This is a genomic window from Saccharothrix coeruleofusca (genome assembly GCF_017876325.1).
GTDB lineage: Bacteria > Actinomycetota > Actinomycetes > Mycobacteriales > Pseudonocardiaceae > Actinosynnema > Actinosynnema coeruleofuscum.
In genome coordinates, this window is sequence record NZ_JAGINV010000001.1 from 906237 (window position 1) to 925019 (window position 18783).

At 70.0% G+C, this 18783-nt stretch carries 18 protein-coding genes, 2 pseudogenes and 1 CRISPR repeat array; of the genes and pseudogenes, 8 read left to right on the forward strand and 12 right to left on the reverse strand.

All coding sequences use genetic code 11. The annotated features are described in order from the left end of the window. Positions 1-35 precede the first annotated feature (35 nt). The 4 genes and pseudogenes from cas5c to JOF41_RS36605 form a co-directional block, all read left to right on the forward strand. The gene (cas5c, locus tag JOF41_RS04450) at positions 36-656 is read left to right on the forward strand and encodes a type I-C CRISPR-associated protein Cas5c (RefSeq protein WP_209616313.1); all 621 of its coding nucleotides are present in this window, start codon (positions 36-38) and stop codon (positions 654-656) included. After that, positions 656-2446: a type I-C CRISPR-associated protein Cas8c/Csd1 gene (gene cas8c, locus JOF41_RS04455; protein ID WP_209616316.1), complete on the forward strand. Its 1791-nt coding sequence runs from the start codon at positions 656-658 to the stop codon at positions 2444-2446. Before cas5c ends, cas8c begins: the two co-directional genes overlap by 1 nt. Further along, the gene (cas7c, locus tag JOF41_RS04460; RefSeq protein ID WP_209616320.1) at positions 2443-3360 is read left to right on the forward strand and encodes a type I-C CRISPR-associated protein Cas7/Csd2; all 918 of its coding nucleotides are present in this window, start codon (positions 2443-2445) and stop codon (positions 3358-3360) included. The genes cas8c and cas7c overlap by 4 nt, the downstream gene beginning before the upstream one ends. An 11-nt stretch (positions 3361-3371) precedes the next feature. After that, positions 3372-3725: pseudogene (locus JOF41_RS36605) on the forward strand (CRISPR-associated protein Cas4); the annotation flags it as partial. Between the two features lie 92 nt (positions 3726-3817). Here JOF41_RS36605 and JOF41_RS36610 read toward each other — a convergent pair. After that, entirely contained in the window at positions 3818-4339 is a 522-nt protein-coding gene (locus JOF41_RS36610) for a transposase (protein WP_209615493.1), read from the reverse strand. Beyond that, the gene (locus JOF41_RS04470) at positions 4336-4872 is read right to left on the reverse strand and encodes a winged helix-turn-helix domain-containing protein (protein WP_189223275.1); all 537 of its coding nucleotides are present in this window, start codon (positions 4870-4872) and stop codon (positions 4336-4338) included. Before JOF41_RS04470 ends, JOF41_RS36610 begins: the two co-directional genes overlap by 4 nt. A 268-nt stretch (positions 4873-5140) precedes the next feature. Here JOF41_RS04470 and cas1c point away from each other — a divergent pair, with 268 nt between their 5' ends. Together cas1c and cas2 are read left to right on the forward strand one after the other, a co-directional pair. After that, complete coding sequence (cas1c, locus tag JOF41_RS04475; RefSeq protein WP_209616326.1) at positions 5141-6157, forward strand: type I-C CRISPR-associated endonuclease Cas1c; 1017 nt, start codon at positions 5141-5143, stop codon at positions 6155-6157. After that, positions 6157-6447, forward strand: coding sequence for a CRISPR-associated endonuclease Cas2 (gene cas2, locus JOF41_RS04480; RefSeq protein ID WP_189225982.1), 291 nt, complete (start codon positions 6157-6159; stop codon positions 6445-6447). The genes cas1c and cas2 overlap by 1 nt, the downstream gene beginning before the upstream one ends. A gap of 148 nt (positions 6448-6595) precedes the next feature. Next, a CRISPR array of direct repeats spans positions 6596-7857; the repeat unit is 37 nt; unit sequence GCAGCACCAGCCCTCCGGAGCTGGTGGGGATCGCAAC. A 432-nt stretch (positions 7858-8289) separates the two neighbouring features. Here the strand turns inward: cas2 and JOF41_RS04485 are convergent. The 7 genes and pseudogenes from JOF41_RS04485 to JOF41_RS04515 form a co-directional block, all read right to left on the reverse strand. After that, positions 8290-8524, reverse strand: a pseudogene (locus JOF41_RS04485) (transposase); the annotation flags it as partial. 29 nt (positions 8525-8553) lie between these two features. Further along, positions 8554-9081 (reverse strand): integrase core domain-containing protein, encoded by a 528-nt coding sequence (locus JOF41_RS04490; protein ID WP_229796101.1) that lies wholly within the window; start codon positions 9079-9081, stop codon positions 8554-8556. Between the two features lie 120 nt (positions 9082-9201). Next, entirely contained in the window at positions 9202-9651 is a 450-nt protein-coding gene (locus tag JOF41_RS36615) for a helix-turn-helix domain-containing protein (protein ID WP_307867229.1), read from the reverse strand. Positions 9652-9758: 107 nt separating this feature from the next. Then, positions 9759-10064 carry a hypothetical protein gene (locus JOF41_RS04500; protein WP_209616329.1) on the reverse strand — a complete coding sequence of 102 codons (306 nt, stop codon included), beginning with the start codon at positions 10062-10064 and terminating at the stop codon, positions 9759-9761. 221 nt (positions 10065-10285) lie between these two features. Next, positions 10286-10504, reverse strand: coding sequence for a hypothetical protein (locus JOF41_RS04505; protein WP_209616331.1), 219 nt, complete (start codon positions 10502-10504; stop codon positions 10286-10288). Between the two features lie 150 nt (positions 10505-10654). Continuing rightward, on the reverse strand, positions 10655-11338 hold the full coding sequence (locus JOF41_RS04510) for a trypsin-like serine protease (protein WP_209616334.1): 684 nt from the start codon (positions 11336-11338) through the stop codon (positions 10655-10657). 435 nt (positions 11339-11773) lie between these two features. Continuing rightward, positions 11774-12244, reverse strand: a complete 471-nt coding sequence (locus JOF41_RS04515) for a hypothetical protein (protein WP_209616337.1) — start codon at positions 12242-12244, stop codon at positions 11774-11776. 598 nt (positions 12245-12842) lie between these two features. Between JOF41_RS04515 and JOF41_RS04520 the strand changes: the two genes are divergently transcribed. After that, a complete protein-coding gene (locus JOF41_RS04520; RefSeq protein WP_209616339.1) occupies positions 12843-13583 on the forward strand; it encodes a pentapeptide repeat-containing protein in 741 nt (246 codons plus the stop codon). 44 nt (positions 13584-13627) lie between these two features. Here the strand turns inward: JOF41_RS04520 and JOF41_RS04525 are convergent, their stop codons facing one another. The 3 genes from JOF41_RS04525 to JOF41_RS36620 are packed head-to-tail and all read right to left on the reverse strand — an operon-like array spanning position 13628 to position 16632. Next, entirely contained in the window at positions 13628-14599 is a 972-nt protein-coding gene (locus JOF41_RS04525; protein WP_189225978.1) for a phosphotransferase enzyme family protein, read from the reverse strand. Beyond that, positions 14596-15501, reverse strand: a complete 906-nt coding sequence (locus tag JOF41_RS04530) for a hypothetical protein (protein ID WP_189225977.1) — start codon at positions 15499-15501, stop codon at positions 14596-14598. The genes JOF41_RS04525 and JOF41_RS04530 overlap by 4 nt, the downstream gene beginning before the upstream one ends. A gap of 54 nt (positions 15502-15555) precedes the next feature. After that, positions 15556-16632, reverse strand: a complete 1077-nt coding sequence (locus tag JOF41_RS36620) for an integrase core domain-containing protein (RefSeq protein WP_189225976.1) — start codon at positions 16630-16632, stop codon at positions 15556-15558. 156 nt (positions 16633-16788) lie between these two features. Here JOF41_RS36620 and JOF41_RS04545 point away from each other — a divergent pair, with 156 nt between their 5' ends. Beyond that, a complete protein-coding gene (locus JOF41_RS04545) occupies positions 16789-18663 on the forward strand; it encodes a restriction endonuclease (RefSeq protein WP_209616342.1) in 1875 nt (624 codons plus the stop codon). The last annotated feature ends 120 nt before the right edge of the window (positions 18664-18783 follow it).

An 18783-nucleotide genomic window follows, 5' to 3' on the forward strand; every position in this document is an offset into this window, starting at 1 on the left:
TTGGACTGCGTCGGTCGGCGTCGGGTGCGTCGCCGGTGGTCGTGCAGGTGTGGGGGGAGGCGGCGCTGTTCACGCGCCCTGAGCTGAAGGTCGAGCGGGTCTCCTACCCGGTGATGACGCCGTCGGCGGCGGTCGGGGTACTGGAGTCGATCTACTGGAAGCCGCAGTTCCGGTGGGACGTGGTGGCCATCGAGGTGCTGGCGGAGATCAAGCAGTTCACGCAGCGTCGCAACGAGACCACCGACCTGGCATCGCTGGCCGAGGCGGTCTCCGGGCGTCGCCGCGTCGACACGGTGGCCAACCGGGTGCAGCGCAACGCCGTGTGCCTGCGCGACGTCGCCTACCGCATCCACGCCCACGCCGTGCCCGACAAGAACTCGGACAAGCCCGAGGCCGCCTACCGGGACCAGTTCCGCCGCCGCGTCACCCGCGGCAGCTGCTTCTCCCAGCCCTACCTGGGCGTCCGTGAGTTCAGCGCGTTCTTCGGCGATCCCGACGACCGGCCCGCCCAGCCGATCACCGAGAAGCTCGGGCTGATGCTGCACTCGGTGGACCACTCGACCACGCCACCGTCGTTCACCTGGTTCGACGCGGAACTGGTCAACGGTGTACTGAGGGTGTCCGAACAGGGCATCCCCGCCACCGGGGCCGCCTGATGCTGGTCAAACGACTGGTCGACCACGCAGCCCAGGACCCGTCGGCCAAGCCGTTCCACCGCGCGTTGCGTTTCGACCTGGAACTGCGCCTCACCGCCGACGGAGCCCTGGCTGGTCGAGGACTGGAATCGCTGGTCGCACCGGATGCGGCCGGACGACCACGCGGTGCCGAGCACACCGTGCCCGCGGTGGTCCGCACCGTCGGCGTGGCCCCCAACCTCGCCGCCGATGACGTCCAGTACGTGCTGGGCTGGGCCGACGCCGACAGCAAACCGCACCGCGTCAGGCAGTGCCACGAGGCGTTCGTCGACCTGACCCGACGCTGGGCCGACAGCCCGGAGGGCCGCGACGACCCCATCGCCCGCGCCGTCGCCGCCTTCTACACCTCTGGCGCATCGGCGGACCTGACGCCGGACCCGGCCGTGGCGTCCAAACAACGGGTCCTGATCACCGTCGACGGCACCCCCGCCTACCTGGCCCCCTCGGTCGCGTCGTTCTGGGCCGCCGAAGTCGCCCGCCGTAAAGGCGGCGGCCGCGAAGGCTTGTGTCTGGTGTGCGGCAGGACTGCTCCACTGCTGGACACCCTGCCGGGCAAGGTCCCCGCCCGACTGGTTCCCGGAGCCTCCAACGACGCGGCACTGGTCAGCATCAACGAACGCGTCTTCGGCTACGACCTGACCACGCAGCTGGCCTGCTCCCCGATCTGCATCACCTGCGGCGAAAGGTTGTCCGCCGGCCTGGTCCGCGTCCTGGACTCACCCGACACCGCATCCTTCGGCGGCCAGGACAGCCGCCTGGCCTGGTGGGTCACCAAACCCGTCGAACGCAACCCCATGAGGCTGATCCTCGACGCCGACCCGCAACAGGTGGCCGACCTGATCCGCTCCGTGCGCACGGGCAACAGAGCTCCCGAGATCGACAAGACCAAGTTCTGCGCCCTGACCGTCGGGGGCAACGTCGCCCGCGTCATGGTCCGCGACTGGCTGGAGATGCCGCTGACGACGATCGAGGACAACGTCGCGGCATGGTTCACCGACCTGGAGATGGTGACCCTGCACCCCGACGAACCCGACCACCAGAGCCTGGAACGCCTCGTCCGCGTCACCGGCAGATGGCTGCGCACCGAGAAGCGCTACGCCTTCCTCGGCGCCAAGGGCGCCGACCGCCCCGACGGCGTGCAGCGCGACCTGCTCCATGCCGCGATGCGCAAGATCCCCCTCCCACCCTCCCTGCTGACCCACCTGCTCAACCGGGTCCGCACCGACGGGCGCCTGGACACCCCACGCGCGGCACTGATCCACCTGGCGCTGATGCGCTCGCCCCACACCCCGGAGAAACCCATGCCCGGACTCGACCCGACCAACACCGAGCCCGCCTATGTGGCCGGGCGGCTGTTCGCCGCGTTGGACGCCATCCAGCACGACGCCTTCGAAGGCAAGCTCAACACCACCTACGCCAACCGCTTCTTCGCCGGAGCGGTGACCAACCCGCGCTCCGCCCTCATCTCCGGCCGCAAACTCGCCGACGCCTGGCTGCGCAAGTTCCGCGGCACCCGCCGCGGCACCGGCGTCAACCACCGACGCGATCTCGACGAACTGTTCGGCCTGCTCGACGCCGGCACCGGCATCCCCAGCCACGCCACCCCCGCCCAGCAGGCCCTGTTCCTGCTCGGCTACCACCACCAACGCGCCCACCGGTTCAACACCCTGCGCCGCCGCGCCGAGGAACGCGCCACCGGCACCACCCCCGACCAGACCACCCCCGACGCAGCCCAGGAGATCTCCGCATGACCACCCAGCCCCACCTCGACCCCACTGTCCGCCACGACATGGTCTTCCTGTTCGACGTCACCGACGGCAACCCCAACGGCGATCCCGACGCCGGCAACCGCCCCCGCACCGACGACGAAACCGGACAGGGCCTGGTCACCGACGTCGCCCTCAAGCGCAAGATTCGCGACACCCTTGCCCTGGCGGCGGGCGACGATCCCCGCTACGGCATCTTCGTCCAGGCAGGACACGCCCTCAACCCACGCCTGGAAGCCTCCTATCAGGCCAACGGCCTCAAGCTCGACAGCAAGAGCAAGATCAGCCCGGAGCAGGCCGACCAAGCCCGCGCCTGGCTGTGCGATCGCTACGTCGACATCCGCCTGTTCGGCGCCGTGCTCTCGGTCGGCAAGACCGGAGCCCTCGGCCAGGTCCGCGGCCCGCTGCAGGTCGGCATGGCCCGCAGCATCGACCCGATCGTCCCCGCCGACCACGCCATCACCCGCGTCACCCAGACCAAGCAGGAAGACATCGACAAGGGTGAGACCACCGAGATGGGCGGCAAGTGGACCGTTCCCTACGGGCTCTACCGCGTTGAGCTCTACTACTCCGCCACCCGCGCCACCAAGACCGGCGTGGACGCCAAGGACCTCGAACTGCTCTACCGCACCCTGGAAATGATGTTCGATCACGACCGCTCCGCCACCCGCGGCACCCTCACCCCGCGCGGCCTCTGCGTCTTCACCCACCCCGACGCCTTCGGCGCCGCCCCCGCCCACCGCCTCACCGAACGCGTCACCGCCCTGCCGGCCAAGCCCCTCTCACCCGACGAGCCCACCACGCCCGCCGCCCCGCCCCGCGCGTTCAGCGACTACGTCGTCTCCGTCGACGACAACGACCTGCCCCACGGCGTCACCCTCACCAAGCTCATCGCCTGAGGCGGAACGCCGTGCACGACCGACCGATCGACACCGCGACCAGCATCCCGATCTCCGCACTCGAGCACTACGCCTACTGCCCGAGGCAGGCGGCGCTGATCCACCTCGACGGCTACTTCGAATCCAACATCGACACCGTCCGCGGCGACCTCGCCCACGCCGCAGTCGACAACACCGGAACACGAAATGACCGCCGAGGCCGCAAGATCTGGCACTCACTACCGGTGTGGAGCGACACGATCGGCGTGCACGGCGTCTGCGACACCGTCCAGTTCACCGACGACGGACCCACACCCGTCGAACACAAATCAGGCCGCTACCACCCCGGCGGCCCGGCCGACCTGCAAGTCGCCGCGCAGGTCATCTGCCTGCGCGAGATGTTTCAAGCACCGGTCCCGTACGGAGCCGTCTTCTCCGGGCGGGACCGGCGCCGCCACGACGTACTCCCGGGGTTTGATTATGGGGTTGATGGGGTGGGGTCGAGGGTGAGGCCGGTGTGGGTGAGGAAGCCGGCGAGCAGGGCGGGGTGGCGTTGGATGTGGCGTAGTCCGCGGCGGGCGGCGTGGGTGAGTTCGGGGAGACTGCGGGCGGCCAGGTTGGCCAGGCTGGTGTTTTTCAGGTGTGCCCAGACGCCTTCGGTGGGGTTGAGGTCGGGGGCGTAGGCGGGCAGTTGGACCACGGTCAGCCAGGCGGTGTTGTCCTTGGTGTATTGCAGGGTCTTGCCCGACAGGTGTGCCGAGAGGTTGTCCCAGATCAGCACGATGGGGGCGTTGAGGCGGCGGTGCAGTCGGGTGAGCAGGGCGGGGAAGGTGGTGTTGGTGAAGCTGTGCTCGCGGGTGGCGTAGAGCAGTACCGGTGCCCGGTCGGGGTGGTAGCAGCAGATGCCGGCCAGGCTGATGCCGTTGCGATGTCGTCCGGCGATGCGCAGTTCGGGGGTGCGGCCCACCGGGGACCAGGTGCGTCGGGTGGGTGGGGTCATCGAGGCGCCCGCTTCGTCCTGGAAGCAGATCCACGCTGTCTGGCCCGCGGATGTTTTACCCGCGGCCACACCTCGGTGCGCCAGGCGGTGATCACCTCCTCGTTGCGTTCCAGGGCGCGGGTGCGGGGCATCTGCCAGGACCAGCCGATGCGGCGCAGCAGGCGCCAGATGCCGTCGGGGGCGGCATAGACCACGCCGGTGGTCTCGGTGATCACCCGGCCGATGCGGGCCAGGGTCCAGCGCTGGTCGGCCCAGCCGTGCGCGGCCGGGCCCTTGTCCAGTTCCCGCAGCACCGTGCGGATCTGCTCGTCGTCGAGGTAGCACCGCGCACCCGACGGGCCTGCCGAGAGCAGCCCGTCGACACCGTGTTCGGTGAAGTGTTTGCGCCACTGCGACACCGCCTGCGGGCTCACGCCCAGCAGGCGGGCGATATCGGCCTGGGACATCCCCTGGTCGAACAGGTCCGCCGCCCTGAGCCGGACCTGTTCACGCTCCTGACGCTCCGGGCCGGTCAGACCACCACCCAGCCTCATCGTCCCGGCTTAACACACCGACGGCCATTCCGCGACCGCAACCAGCCACATCAACCCCAAAAACAAACCTCAGTCGTCGACGACGCCATGGTCGACAAGGTCGACCGCACCGCCCAAGCGGTCCGCGCACTACTCGAGGACGGCGTTCTCCCGCCGCCGGTCAACGACAAGCGATGCCATCGCTGCTCACTACGGCCCGGCTGCCTGCCCGACGCCGCCACACCCGCAGGCGCCGACCTGTTCACCCCACGCCCCGACGGAGACTGGCTTGACTGAACTCCTGCGCACCCTGTTCGCCACCACTCCCGGCACCAGCCTGCACCTCGACGGCGACGCCCTGCGCATCGCACACCCCGACAAGCCGGGACGTCGCCTCCTGCCCCTGGTACGCCTGGACCACATCGTCGCCTGGAACGGCGTCTCCCTGACCGAGGATCTCCTCCACCGCTGCGCCGCCGACGGCCGCTCCATCACCTGGATCACCAGAAACGGCCGATTCCTCGCCCGCACCAGCGGACCCCACACCGGCAACCCCCACCTCCGGCTCGCCCAAGTCCGCACCCACGACAACCCCGAACCACGCCTCCACCTCGCCAAGAGCTTCGTCGCGGGCAAGCTGCACAACTACCGGCAACTGCTACTCCGAGCCGCCCGCGACACCACTGCCACCAGACAACAACGCCTGCGCGACACAGCCCACGACCACGCCCAAGCCCTCACCCAACTCGCCGAAGCCACCACCCTGTCCCAAGTCTTGGGCGTCGAAGGCCAAGCCGCACGCACCTACTTCCAAGCACTCGACCAACTCACACCCGGCGTGGCCACCGGCCGAACCCGCAGACCACCCACCGACCCTGTCAACTGCCTGCTGTCCTTCGGCTACGGCATGCTCCGCGTCGCCGTCCACGGCGCCCTCGAACAAGTCGGACTCGACCCCTTCATCGGCTACCTCCACGGCATCCGGCCAGGCAAACCGGCACTCGCACTCGACCTCATGGAAGAACTGCGACCACTGCTGGTCGACCGCCTCGTGCTCACCCTGCTCAACCGCGGACAGATCACCGACCGACACACCCAAACCCTGCCCGGCGGCGCCGTCCAACTCACCGAAGACGGACGCAAGACCTTCCTCGAACACTGGAGCAAAGCCCGCGAGCGAACCTGGCCACACGCCACCCTCGGACGCGACATCCCCGCAGCCCTCATCCCACTCGTCCAAGCACGCCTGCTCGCCCGCCACCTGCGCGGAACAACCGACACCTACCAACCCTGGACGCTCACCTGATGGAACTGCTCATCACCTACGACGTCGACACCACCACACCCGAAGGCGAACGACGACTGCGCCGCGTCGCCAAAATCTGCGAAGGCATCGGCCACAGAGTCCAGAAATCGGTCTTCGAAGTCGTCTGCACCCCACCCCAGAGACTGCACCTCGAAGCACACCTCCAAGCCACCATCGACCCCACCCTCGACTCGGTACGCATCTACCACCTCGACCGCGGCACCTTCCACACCGCCAAACACCTCGGAGCAGCCATCGACGCAGCACACCACGACCCGCTGATCATCTGATGACAGCCACAGCCCTCCGACTTCGGAACCCCAAGCGTGTTCCGACACGCCGCCAGGTCTCGAACTTCATCACGGCGTGTCATCTCATTCAGTGGGAAGTGAGAGTGTTCATGGCAGCTTCCAAAAGCGTCATCGCTGCTCAGGCAGCGCAGCACCAGCCCTCCGGAGCTGGTGGGGATCGCAACCTCGCGGAGCTGACTGGAGATGCAGCTCATGATGGCAGCACCAGCCCTCCGGAGCTGGTGGGGATCGCAACCCGATCCTGGACTCCCGCTACCCCCTGGTCGTCTCGCAGCACCAGCCCTCCGGAGCTGGTGGGGATCGCAACTGTGGGTCAACTCGACACGGCCGGAGACCACGACTGCAGCACCAGCCCTCCGGAGCTGGTGGGGATCGCAACACCTCGGCCTGCAACCGGCTGATCTGGTCGCGCAAGCAGCACCAGCCCTCCGGAGCTGGTGGGGATCGCAACCGAGGTCCGGCACGTGAACGGCCCGGATGCCGATCGCAGCACCAGCCCTCCGGAGCTGGTGGGGATCGCAACGCTGATGGCGGTGATGACGTCGATGGGCAGCAGGGCAGCACCAGCCCTCCGGAGCTGGTGGGGATCGCAACCGCAGGGCCTCAACCATCGGCGTGCCCTCCTGCCTGGCAGCACCAGCCCTCCGGAGCTGGTGGGGATCGCAACGGACTACTCCGGTGGACGCGCGGCACCTCATGAGTCGCAGCACCAGCCCTCCGGAGCTGGTGGGGATCGCAACATCCCCTCGAAGCTGTCGGACAACCCGCACGTCAAGCAGCACCAGCCCTCCGGAGCTGGTGGGGATCGCAACGGCGCGGCGGTGCGGCGGTGTAGAGCTGGACTCGGGCAGCACCAGCCCTCCGGAGCTGGTGGGGATCGCAACGAGCGCCACTGGTGCGACGACAGCCCCAAGCGGGGCAGCACCAGCCCTCGGGAGCTGGTGGGGATCGCAACCCTGCTGTCGGGAGTGGCGTCCATGGTGGTCCCGCGCAGCACCAGCCCTCCGGAGCTGGTGGGGATCGCAACGCGATGGTCTCCGGCGTCACCAGCTTGGTGCTGGGGACAGCACCAGCCCTCCGGAGCTGGTGGGGATCGCAACCCAGGCCTCGCGTCCGCCGTCCTCCACGTGGTCGAAGCAGCACCAGCCCTCCGGAGCTGGTGGGGATCGCAACGCGGGGCGCCGAGAGTACGACGAACTGCTCTACGGCAGCACCAGCCCTCCGGAGCTGGTGGGGATCGCAACATGGTCGGTGGCGCGCTGTGGCGGTGGCTGGAAAGCAGCACCAGCCCTCCGGAGCTGGTGGGGGATCGCAACAGCGCGCCGAACAGGCTGCCCATCTGGCCGTCGCTGGCAGCACCAGCCCTCCGGAGCTGGTGGGGATCGCAACAGCGCCGTCAGCGACGGTGGTTCGTGCGTCATGGAAGCAGCGCTGGGACTCGCGTCCCAGCGGGATCGCAACTCGCAGTCCAGCACCAGCACCCGGAACCCGTCAGGGCAGCGCTGGGACTCGTGTCCCAGCGGGATCGCAACCAGCAGATCGTGATGGTGCTGGCCGGGGGCACCGGCAGCGCTGGGACTCGCGTTCCAGCGAGGATTGCAACTCACCGGGGCTGGCCTCGTCGCCGGGGCCACTCTCGGACAGCGCTGGGACTTGCGTCCCAGCGGGATCGCAACTGCATGAGCGCGATCTGCTCGGCCGGGGAGATCACGGCAGCGCTGGGACTCGCGTCCCAGCGGGATCGCAACTGAGATGGGTTCCGCCGGGCGCCGGGCGCCCAGGACGGGGTCAAACGAGCGGTGTAACTCGGGTTAAAGAGGGTTACTTGCGTCCGGCGGCCAGGCGGCCGTCGAAGGCGATCTCGAAGGCGTTGAGCGCGGGCTTCCAGCGGATCATCCAGCGTTTGCGGCCGGTGCCGGTCGGGTCCAGGCTCATCACGGCCAGGTAGACGCACTTGAGCGCGGCCTGTTCGCCTGCGGAAGTGGCCTCGGGCTTTGACCGCGCGGCGGATGCGGGCGTTGACGCTCTCGATGGCGTTGGTCGAGCAGATCACCCTGTGCTTGCCGAAAATGTCGTCCGTGCTGGTCAGGCTGCGTGGTGGTACTCGTTGAGGATGCCGCCCAGTCGTTGCCGTCGGCGGATGTCGAGGTGGGTGAGGGGTGCCTGATCGGGGGCTGGCTGTGGCAGTGGTTGTAGTGGTCGGGCGTTGGCGATGCCTTGGTGGGGCCGGTGGGTGTTGTAGAAGCGCTCGTACTCGCGCAGCACGTGGAGCAGGTGCTGTTGGTTCCAGATCAGTGTTCGGTCGAGCAGTTCCCGTCGGCAGTTGTGGATCCAGCGCTCCATGATCGCGTTCATCCGCGGGATCCGGACTCCGCTGAGGACGACCTGGATGCCCGCGTCGGCGAGGATGGCGTCGAACAGTGCCGGGAACTTGCCGTCCCGGTCGCGGATCAGGAACCGCACGGAGCTGTCTGCGTCGTCGAGGTCCATGGCGAGGTTCCTGGCGGCTTGGGTGACCCAGGATGCGGTGGGGTGTGCGGTGGCGCCGAGGACGCGGATCCGGCGGCTGGCGTGTTCGATGACCGCGAGCACGTACAGGCGGGTTCCGTTCAACGTGCGGGTCTCGAAGAAGTCGCAGGCCAGGAGCGCCTCGGCCTGCGAGCGGAGGAAGGTGGACCAGGTCGTCGAGGTGTGCTCGGGGGCCGGACCGATCTCGGCGTCCTGGAGTATCTGCTACACCGTGGAGGCGCCGATCTTGATGCCGAGGACGAGGAGTTCGCCGTGGATGCGGCGGTAGCCCCAGGCGGGGTTTTCCTGTGCCAGGCGCAGTACCAGGAGTCGGATGGAGCGGATGGTTCGTGGTCGGCCGGGCCGCTTGGGGCGGGATCTGGCTGCGTGGCGACGGTCGATGAGGTCTCGGTGCCAGCGCAGGACTGTCTCCGGGCGTACCAGTAGTCGGAGTCGATGAAGCGTTTGCGTCGGGAGTCGGTGCAGCAGGGCGGCGAGGAATGCCCGGTCGGCGGGGGAGAACCGTGGACGGGCGTCTCCGAGTTGGCGTTGCAGGACCATGATTTGGTGGCGCAGCGCCAGGATTTCCGTGTCCTTGTCCCGGTCCCTCATGGGCAGCAGGCGCAGCAACGCGAAGGCGTTGGTCACGCCGAGGTAGGCCAGTCGGAGCAGCACAGCCGGTCATCATGCCGTGCCGGCCGACGTCACAGCGCATGGCAGCCGTGCTCGCGAACGCTCGACTCCCCTTGGGCTTCGTACGTCCTCTACCTGCATGGATGAGGTTATCGGCAGGCACAGTGCCAGGCCAGCAAATCCAGCTCCAAGCGCAGCGCGTAGTCCTTGCGCAGCAGCCACACGGGCCACAGCCCGTTGACCAGGTGCCAGGCCCGCTCGAAGTACCCGAGCGCGTACAGGCGCCGCGCGTAGGCCGCGACGGTGCCGGTGTGATCGAGCAGCCACCGCCGTGCCTGGCCCTCGGTCGGCACGGCCGGCTCGGGGACCGGCACGGGGTAGCGGCCGCGGTGCTGGTGCAGGGTCAGGCACAGCCCGGCGGCCAGCACCGCCGGCCACACCCGCAGGTCCACCATCCGCAGCAGGGCCTGCCGCTGCGCAGCCGGGTCGTCCTCGGCTGCGGCGCGGTCGTGGGCGAGGTCGCGGGCCGGCGGCGGGATCGTCCACCACCGCGTCGACCGGTCCGTGCCGTACTGTCCCGGCCCGCGGGACTGCCCCGGGGCGCTGTCCGGGTGCGGATCGGCGCCGGAGTGCGGCGGCCGGGCCTGCAGCAGGCCGGCCGCGACGAGTTCGTCGATCAGGGCCCGCGTCCACGTTGTGCGGCGCGCCGCCGAAGCGGACGGGGCAGGTGGGACGGGGCAGGTGGGGCGTCGGGGGCGTGCTGCGGTGGTGGCGCGGCGAGGCAGATGATGTCCGCCTCGCTGAGGTGGTCCACCGGCAGCGCGTCGAGCAGGCGCACCAGCCGCTGTGCGGCCGGTGAGAGCCCGTTGTAGGCCGCGAGCAGGGTTTCGCGCACTTGTGGTCTCCGTGGTCGTCCAGGGCCGCCGAGGGGCCGTGGTGCAGGTCCTGTGCGGGCGGTGTCGCGTCGGGCCGGGCGTGGACCGCCCTGGTCCGCGTGCCCCCCTTGCGGGGCGAGCACGGCCGACCGGGGCGGTCCACGCCGGGGTCAGGAGGTGGACTGGGCGACGCGGTCGGGCAGCTCCACCGGGTCGGTGGTGGTGAACCCGATACGCGGGTGCGGGATCGGTCCGCCCTGGGCGGGGGTCAGCGGCAGGTCGGTGCGCACCGTGCCGTGCACCACCGCCTCGATCCACGGGCGGTAGTAGGCGATGCCGGTGTTCGCGTCGGGGCTGATGCCGCACGTCGGGGTGCTGGCGCGGCTGACCAGGGCGGTCAGCACCCACCGGTCGCCGGACCTGCCGTAGAGCGGGCCACCGGAGTCGCCGTTGCAGGCCCCGAACTGCTTCTCCTGGTCGCCGGGGTTGCCGGTGCACACGTCGTGGCGGGTGATCACCGCGGCGGCGCAGCGTTCCGGCGGCAGCGCCGCGGTCGTCAGTTGGGAGGCGGTGGTGGGCGTGGCGGCCGAGCCGTTGGACGTCCGGCCCCAGCCCACCACCGTCAGCGTCGATCCGGGTCGGGGTTCGGTGGAGGCCAGCGTGGCCGCGGGTACCCGCACCGGCGCGGCCAGCCGCAGCAGGGCCAGGTCGGCGCCGGGGGCGGTCTCGATCGGCTCGGCGGTGTCGGGGATCCACTGCCACCAGGGCGGGATGACGAACGCGGCGATCTCCAGCGCGGGCACCTGGGTGCGGTCCAGCGCCCCGGTGCGCAGCTGGAAGTTCTTGTCCTGCACCGGCACCACCAGCGGCGGCCCGTGGGGAGCTCCTGACCGTCCGTCGGCGCGTCGGAGGTCCGCGTCCCGGAGGGCGGGTTGGTCACGCAGTGGGCCGCGGTCAGGCCCCACTGGGCCCAGCCGGTCCCCTCGGTGTCGATCAGAGTGGCGGTGCAGGTCGTGTGGTCGTCGCGGGGCGGTTGGGTCGAGGTCTGGCCCTACACAGGCTGCTGACCCGTCCGTTCGGCACTGACCCGTCGCGCCAGTCGGCCCTGCATGCCGCTAAGCACCGACAAACTGGGCTGCCAACAAGAACGCACCCTAGCGGGGCGTGATGAACAGTGAAGAAGACCACCCGAGAGGACCGTCGGGCACTCACCCGCCGTCCGGTGGCTTTACGTGATCAAGCCGACCTATTCCCTCCCGCTGGCCGTTCCTCTACCCTTAGCTCGTGAATTACCAGGGAGACCTCTTGTCCAGATACACGCTGCGGGCGCTGCGGGCCCAGACACGCCCGTGCACGTCGCTGTGGCGACTCTGCTGCCGGCAGCGCCACCACGGCCGCCAGCGCGGTCCGACGTGCCGCCCACCGACGTTGCGCCCAGTCCGACGTGCCAGCCACCGCGAGTTCGACGCCAACGTGGTCGGCACGTCAGGGGTGGAGGGGGGGGGGGATGGCGCCAACGACGGTGGGCTGCACGTCGGACAGTACTCCAACGCCGACAGACCGGGGTAGTAGCGGGTGGCCGGACGCCCGCCGACCACGTTGGCGTCGAACTCGCCGGTGGGCGGCACGTCGGAGGGCGCAACGTCGGTGGGCGGCACGTCGGACCGCGCGGCGGCCGTGGTGGCGCTGCCCGGCAGCAGCGCCACAGCGACGAGCACGGCGGTCAGCGCCCGCAGCGCCCGCAGCGTGTATCTGGACAAGAAGGTCTCCTGGCTCCCGAGCGGGTGGAACCGGCCAGGGCGTGGATCGCGACGATCACGTGCCCGGACGGCGTGAGGCCCGACGGCTCACCGGGTCACGCCGCAGGGGTGCGTGTGCGGTGGGCCACGGGCACCTGTAGCCAACCGGGATCACGGTGCGGTGACCAGATCGTCTGCCCGGTCGATCACCCGGTCGACCGGTGTTCCCCCCAGGCGTCGCGTGACCGGTGATCCGGTCGCGACGCGACCAGATCATCACTCGGACGAGTGGTGATCAGGCGAACCGGGCGTTCACCGGCCACACGGCCGCTACGATGCGCGCCCCTTGCCGGGGCGTGGTGGATTGCCGTCGCGTCGGAGGCTCCTCGGGTGGTGTCGGGACCGACGGGCGTCGGCAGGTGCCAATCTTGACCGCGTGAGTCCCCACCGCGCGCCCTCGCCCCGGCGTCCCCGGCCCGCAGGAATGCCTCCGCGCATCGTCCGCCCCGGCGGTCTGCGCCCTGCTCCCCGTCGTCGGCGATGGCGGGGAGGGCGGCGCGGGTCGTGGAACTGGACCGCGATCGCGGCACTGCTGGCCGCCCTGGCCTCCGCTGCGGGCGTGTACTTCACCGGCCGGTCGTTGGAGGCCACTCGCACGCAGGTCGCGGTGGCCGAGCAAGGGCAGTTGACCGACCGGTTCACTAAGGCCGTTGATCAACTCGACCGCGCCGGGGCCGACCATCTGCAGGCCCGCCTGGGCGCCATCTACGCGCTGGAACGCCTGGCCCGTGACTCGTCCCGCGACCAGCCGACCTTCGTCGAGGTCCTCTCCGCGTTCATCCGCACCACGACACCACAACCCGTCCCTACCCCCACAGGTACCACACCGCCCGCCGACGCCTGCCCCCGGCAAGCCGTCGCCCCCGACATCCAAGCCGCGCTCACCGTCCTGGGCCGACGCGACAGCACCCACGACCGGGCGGCCCGCATCGACCTGCACGGCACCTGCCTGGCCGGCGCGGATCTCCACCGCGCGGACCTCGGCGGCGCACTCCTCCGCGGCGCGGACCTCCACCGCGCGGACTTCAGCGGCGCACTCCTCCGCGGCACGATCCTCAACGGCGCGAACCTCTACAGGGCGGACTTCTACAGGGCGGACCTCCACAGGGCGCATCTCAGCTTCGCGGTCCTCGACGGCGCAGGTCTTCACGGCGCGAACCTCCACAGGGCGGACCTCGGCGGCGCGGACCTTCGGCGCGCGAATCTCAACGGCGCGGACCTCAGGGACGCGCGCCATGACGAACAGACCGACATCACCAACGTCACGATCGACCAGGACACCCGAGGTCAGTGGTGGTGACAGCCGCTGGGACGCGCCAGGGGAACGGGTACCGGGATGGCGTCTCAGAACTGGTGCCAGCGTCCGCTGTCGCCGGCGCGGGAGCCGTCGAGGCGCTGTCGCAGGGCGCGGGCGTGTTCGGGCGAGTGCCGGGCGTGGCGCAGCGGGCCGCTGATCTGGACCAGGTCGCGCATCTGCATCAGCAACCCGAATCCGGGTGAGATGGCCAGGTCGTAGCCGTAGCGGTCGGCGAAGCGCAGCGCCCAGTCGGGTTCGCTGCGGTAGCGCCGTGCCGCGTGCCAGGAGGGTGCCAGGTCGACCTCGCGGGGACCCCATGCCACGGAGTCCCAGTCGCCCAGCAGGGCGGTCGAGGAGGCGGGATCCCACAGCAGGTTGCCCGCCCAGGCGTCGCCGTGGATGAGCCCGGTGCCCAGTGGCCAGGTGATGGCGTCGAGTTCGTCGCGCAGCCGCGGGATGCGCTGCAGCAGCCATGTCCGGTCCTCGGCGGAGAGCACGCTGGAGGTCTGCGGGTCGGCGACCCCGCGTTCCAACGAGTCCAGGGCACGCCAGCGGGGCAGCCGGATCGGGCACTCCCGCACCTGGTGCAGCCGGCGCACCAGCTCGCCCAGCACGGCCGAGTCCAGCGGCGGGTGGTCGAGCTGGAGGTAGTAGCGCCAGAACGTCACCGTGCGCCCGGACACCAGCACGGCGTCGGTCCCGGCCAGGGGCAGCGCCAGCGGGTATCCCCGCTCGGCCAGCCAGCGGGTCACCGCGAGCACGGTGCGCGCGGCCGCCAGCTGGTCGCCGACGGCGATGCGGGCCACGGCGTGCTCGACGGGCAGCACGGCCACGGTGGTGGCGTAGTCGTGGACCACGTGCGCGCCGGTGGCGTCCAAGTCGGCCGCGGCGCACGCGGCGCGGACGACCTCGTCGTGGTCGGGGGAGGCGACCCGGTCCGGGGCCGGGGGTGCGCACCGACGGCCCGAGCCGGGTCCGGGCCGCGCGGGATCGTGGTCGGTCACACCGTGGTCGCTCACACAGGGATTGTGCCCGCGGGCAGCGCCCGGACACCGCTGTGCTCGGCGATCTCGTCGCGCAACTCCACCGCGCAGCGTCCCCGCAGTCGAGGGTGGCCCAGCTGAGCGGCCAGTCGTCTCAGCGACGGGACCAGCGGTGCGATCAGGTCCGCCTCGTCCAGGGCCAGCACCGGTCTGACCGAGTCCACCGCGGCGTCGACCCGGCCGCAGGCGGCCTGGGCGGTGGCCAGGTCCAGCTGGGCGATGGCCAGATCCCCACGGGATCGTTCGTGCTCGGGGCCGTTTTCGTAGGCCGTGATCGCCGCGGTGGCGGCGCGCTCGGCGAGCCGGGGGGCGCGGCACAGGATATGGATGCCCGCGTCGAGAGCGGACTGCTTGGCGGGCTCGAAGTGCAGGATGCCCCCGACCGCGTCGAGATCACTGCCACCGGCTCCCACGGCATCGCGCACCTGCATGGCCCTGGCCTGGGCCTGCCGGGCGACCTCGACGGCACCGGCGTGCGCGGCGAACCGGGCCTGATAGGTCCGCAGGCGCACCAGGGCGGTTCCCGACGACCGGCCTGCCAACGCCAGGGCCTGCTCCACCAGGTCCAGCGGCCGCGCGTCGATGGGCGATTTCTGCTCCAGCGAGTCGATGATCAGCGCCCTGGTGCCCAGCGCCCACGCCTGCAGCTCGGGATGCCCGATCGCCGAGGCCAGCGTCTCGGCGGTCCGGGCGAGCACCAGCCCCTGGTCGCGGCTGCCCACGACGTGACAGCCGTGCGCGAGCACCACGCTGGTCATACCGCCCAGCAGGTACAGGTCCTTGGTCTGGCGGGGATGGGTGCCCGCCTCCAGCACCGAGCGCATCTGCTGCCACAGGCCGGCCAGGGGCCGGAACCACACGGTGGCCGGCCGGTGCACGAAGTCACCGGCCTGTGGGGTGCCAGAAGTCGGCCGTACGGGACTGAGCTGCGGTTAGGCGGCTGTGGGTTCGTACTCGTTGATGAGGCCACCGAGGACTGCTCGGCGGCGTATCGAGGTCGAGGTGCGGCCCGGTTCAGCGATCGGCTGGTCTGGTCGTGGTGGCGCGAGTTGCAGTGCTTGGTGGGGTCGGCGGTGGTTGTAGTGGCATACGTAGCGGTCGAGTACCGCTCGCAGGTGGTGTTCGTTGAGGATGAGCAGTCGGTCGGTCGCCTCGCGTCTGATGGTGCCGACGAATCGTTCGGCGTGGGCGTTGGCTCGTGGAGACCGTGGTGGGATCTTCACGACCTGGATGCCCGCGCCGGAGAAGACCGCGTCGAACGAGGCGGTGAACTGGCTGGCCCGGTCGCGAATGAGGAACCGGAAGCTGTCGGCTCGGCCGTCGAGATCCATGAGCAGGTTGCGTGCTTGTTGCGTGGTCCATGTCCCGTCGGGGTTGGTGGTGGTGCCGAGGATGTGGACGTAGCGGGTGGCGACTTCCATCACGAAGAACACGTACACGCGCTTGAGGGTGACGGCGCAGTCGACGTGGAAGAAGTCACAGGCCAACAGGCCGGCCGCCTGGGCGCGAAGGAACTGTCGCCAGGAGGTGTCGGTGTCACGCTGGGGTGCAGGCGGTACCCGCAGGCGCTTGAGCACGCGGCGCACGGTTGAGGCGGCTACGCGGTGGCCGAGCTTGAGTAGCTCGCCTTGGATTCGGCGGTAGCCCCACCCGGCGTTCTCCTGTGACATCCGTTCGATCAGCGCCGCGACGGTGTCGTCGATCGGCGGTCGGCCGGTGCGGTTGGGGTAGGTCCACTTCCGCGCGACCAGACGTCGGTGCCACCGCAGGATGGTCCCCGGTGTCACCAACCGGTGTTGCCGTAACCAGTCGGGTAGGTGTCGGATCAACGCGGCGAGCACCGCGCGGTCGGCCCAGTCCAACCGCGGGCGGGGGTTGGTCCGGCGCAGTACGGCGACCTCGTGCCGCAGTACCAGCAGCTCCACGTCCTTGGCCGCCGTCGATCGGCCGAGCAGAATCAGCTGGCCGATGTGCCGGGCGAAGATCAGGTACAGCAGTCGTAGCGCCACGCCCCACGATCATGCTCCTACAGCTACTTCTACGCGATCACCGCAGCTCAGTGCCTCAGTGCAGAGTTTTGGCACCCCACAGGGCGATGAGCCGGGTGCGATCCGCGGTTGTCCCCTGCGGTAACAGATGTAACCGTATGTAGCGATGAGATGGGCATGGGAGTGCTGCGGGACCCGGTCAAATGGCGCGAAGTGATAGATGCGTACCTCGAGCTCCGCGACCGCCCCCACATGACACCCCAACGGCGGGGCCAGCAGTTTAACGGCCTGATCGCCGACCTGTTCACCTGCTTCGGGCTCACCGCCAAGCCGGACCAGCAGGGCGACGCCGGTGAGATCGACGTGACCTTCGGCGTCGGCAACCAGCGGTTCATCCTGGAGGCCAAGTGGGTGGACAAGCGGACCCCGATCGACCCCATCGCCAAGCTCCAGCGCCGCCTGGACCAGCGCATGCGGAACGTGACAGGCGTGTTTCTCTCCATGTCCGGCTACACCCCCGGCGCACTCACCGGGGTCGACAAGGGCCGCCAGCTGGACGTGCTGCTGCTCGACCAGGAGCACTGGGAGGCGATGCTGTTTGGCCTCGTGCCACCGACGGAGATGATCGACCTCCTCACCGACGTCGCGTCGTACCAGGGGCAGGCCTACACCCTGCTCGGCACCCTGCTGCGCAACGACGTCCCGGTGCCACAGCTGAGCTTCCCGCCTGCCGCCGTCTCGGTCTGCGCTCCCTTGGCCGACCACGTGCGCACCGAGGTCGTACTCGGCGGCGTCCGGTCGCGGACTGCGGGCCTCACCCTGACCGGGACGGACTCGATGCTGCTCACTACCGACGACGGCGTGCTGAAGGTCGATTTCACCAGCCGAGCGGTGTCCTGGGCGGTGCCTGTGCACGGCTGCCACGGGCGTGCCGTCGAGCAGGGCGACGCGATCCTCGTGCAACGCGGGGTTGGCACCGGCCTCTACCGCAACGGGCAGCTCCGACCCGTCCAGCCGGCCGACCTCGTCGCGACCGCACCGGTCGCGTTGTCCCCCAACGAAGTCGCCCACGTCGACGACACCACCCTGCGCGTCGCGGACCTCGGCACGGGGCGCAGCGTGGACCTTGCGCACGTCGATGGTGTGATCGTCGGCGTGGCCGCGGGGAACAAGGCGAAGTCCCTGTATCTCGCGGTTCAGGACAGCGGCGACCGGATCACGGTCGTGCGCGTCACCGCCACCAAGGCGTGGCTGCACGAGGTGAAACAGGTTCCTGCGCCACGCCCGGCGGAAGCAGCCCCCGTTCCGGTGGCACAACTCGTGATGCCGCTGCCGGCGCCGGCCGCACCCCAGGATTCGCGTGCGATCGAGGAACAGCAGGGGTATCGCGACGGCCAGTCGATCGCGGGTGATCTTCCGTTGTTCGCACTGGACGCGGCGGCCACGGTGCACTTCGACATCGCGCGGTGGCTGGAACCCTTCCGAGAGACCTGGCGGCAGCTCGTCACCCGCGAGGCACCCGCGGGCACCGAACTCCTGCCGTGGCTGCCGCAGGTGGCGCGCAAACTCGGCTCACTCGCCGCGCCCGACCGCACCGCGGAAGCGCACTTCGCTCCGTCGCCCGCCTACGTCGCCGGATTCGGCAACGGTATGCGCGAGGCCTGGCACAGCGCGGTTCGACGACAGGCCGTGCCGTACGACGCGCAGTTCCGCCAGCAGTGGTTGCGCGAGCCTGTCGGCAAGCGCGCGGTACTGCGCGGCGCGTTGACCCTGACCGAGCTGCGCACGTCGATGCTCAAAGGGCAGGCGGCGACCACCTCGAAGTGGTTCGGTCGCGTCGTCTTATGGCTGGTGACGTCCGTGCTGGGCCTGTTCGAGATCGTGGCGATCATCATCGCGGCGACCGGCGGGTGGCCTGGCATCGGCCAGACGATTGCCGGACTGCTCGTCTTCACCGTGCCGTTCCTGGCTTTCCTCACCTGGACGGTGCTGGACCTGCGTCGTTTTCGGAGATTGCGGCGCACCGCTTCCGCCTCGCTCGTACGTCCCTGAACCTCGTACAGCTCAAGCGCCCGAGCCCACTGCTCCCGCGCTTCCCCAACTACCCGCATGCCGCGGGCACGTCACCGAGGTGGTGCAGCACAGTGGCTTCCTCGGAGGGGTCGTCCAGCT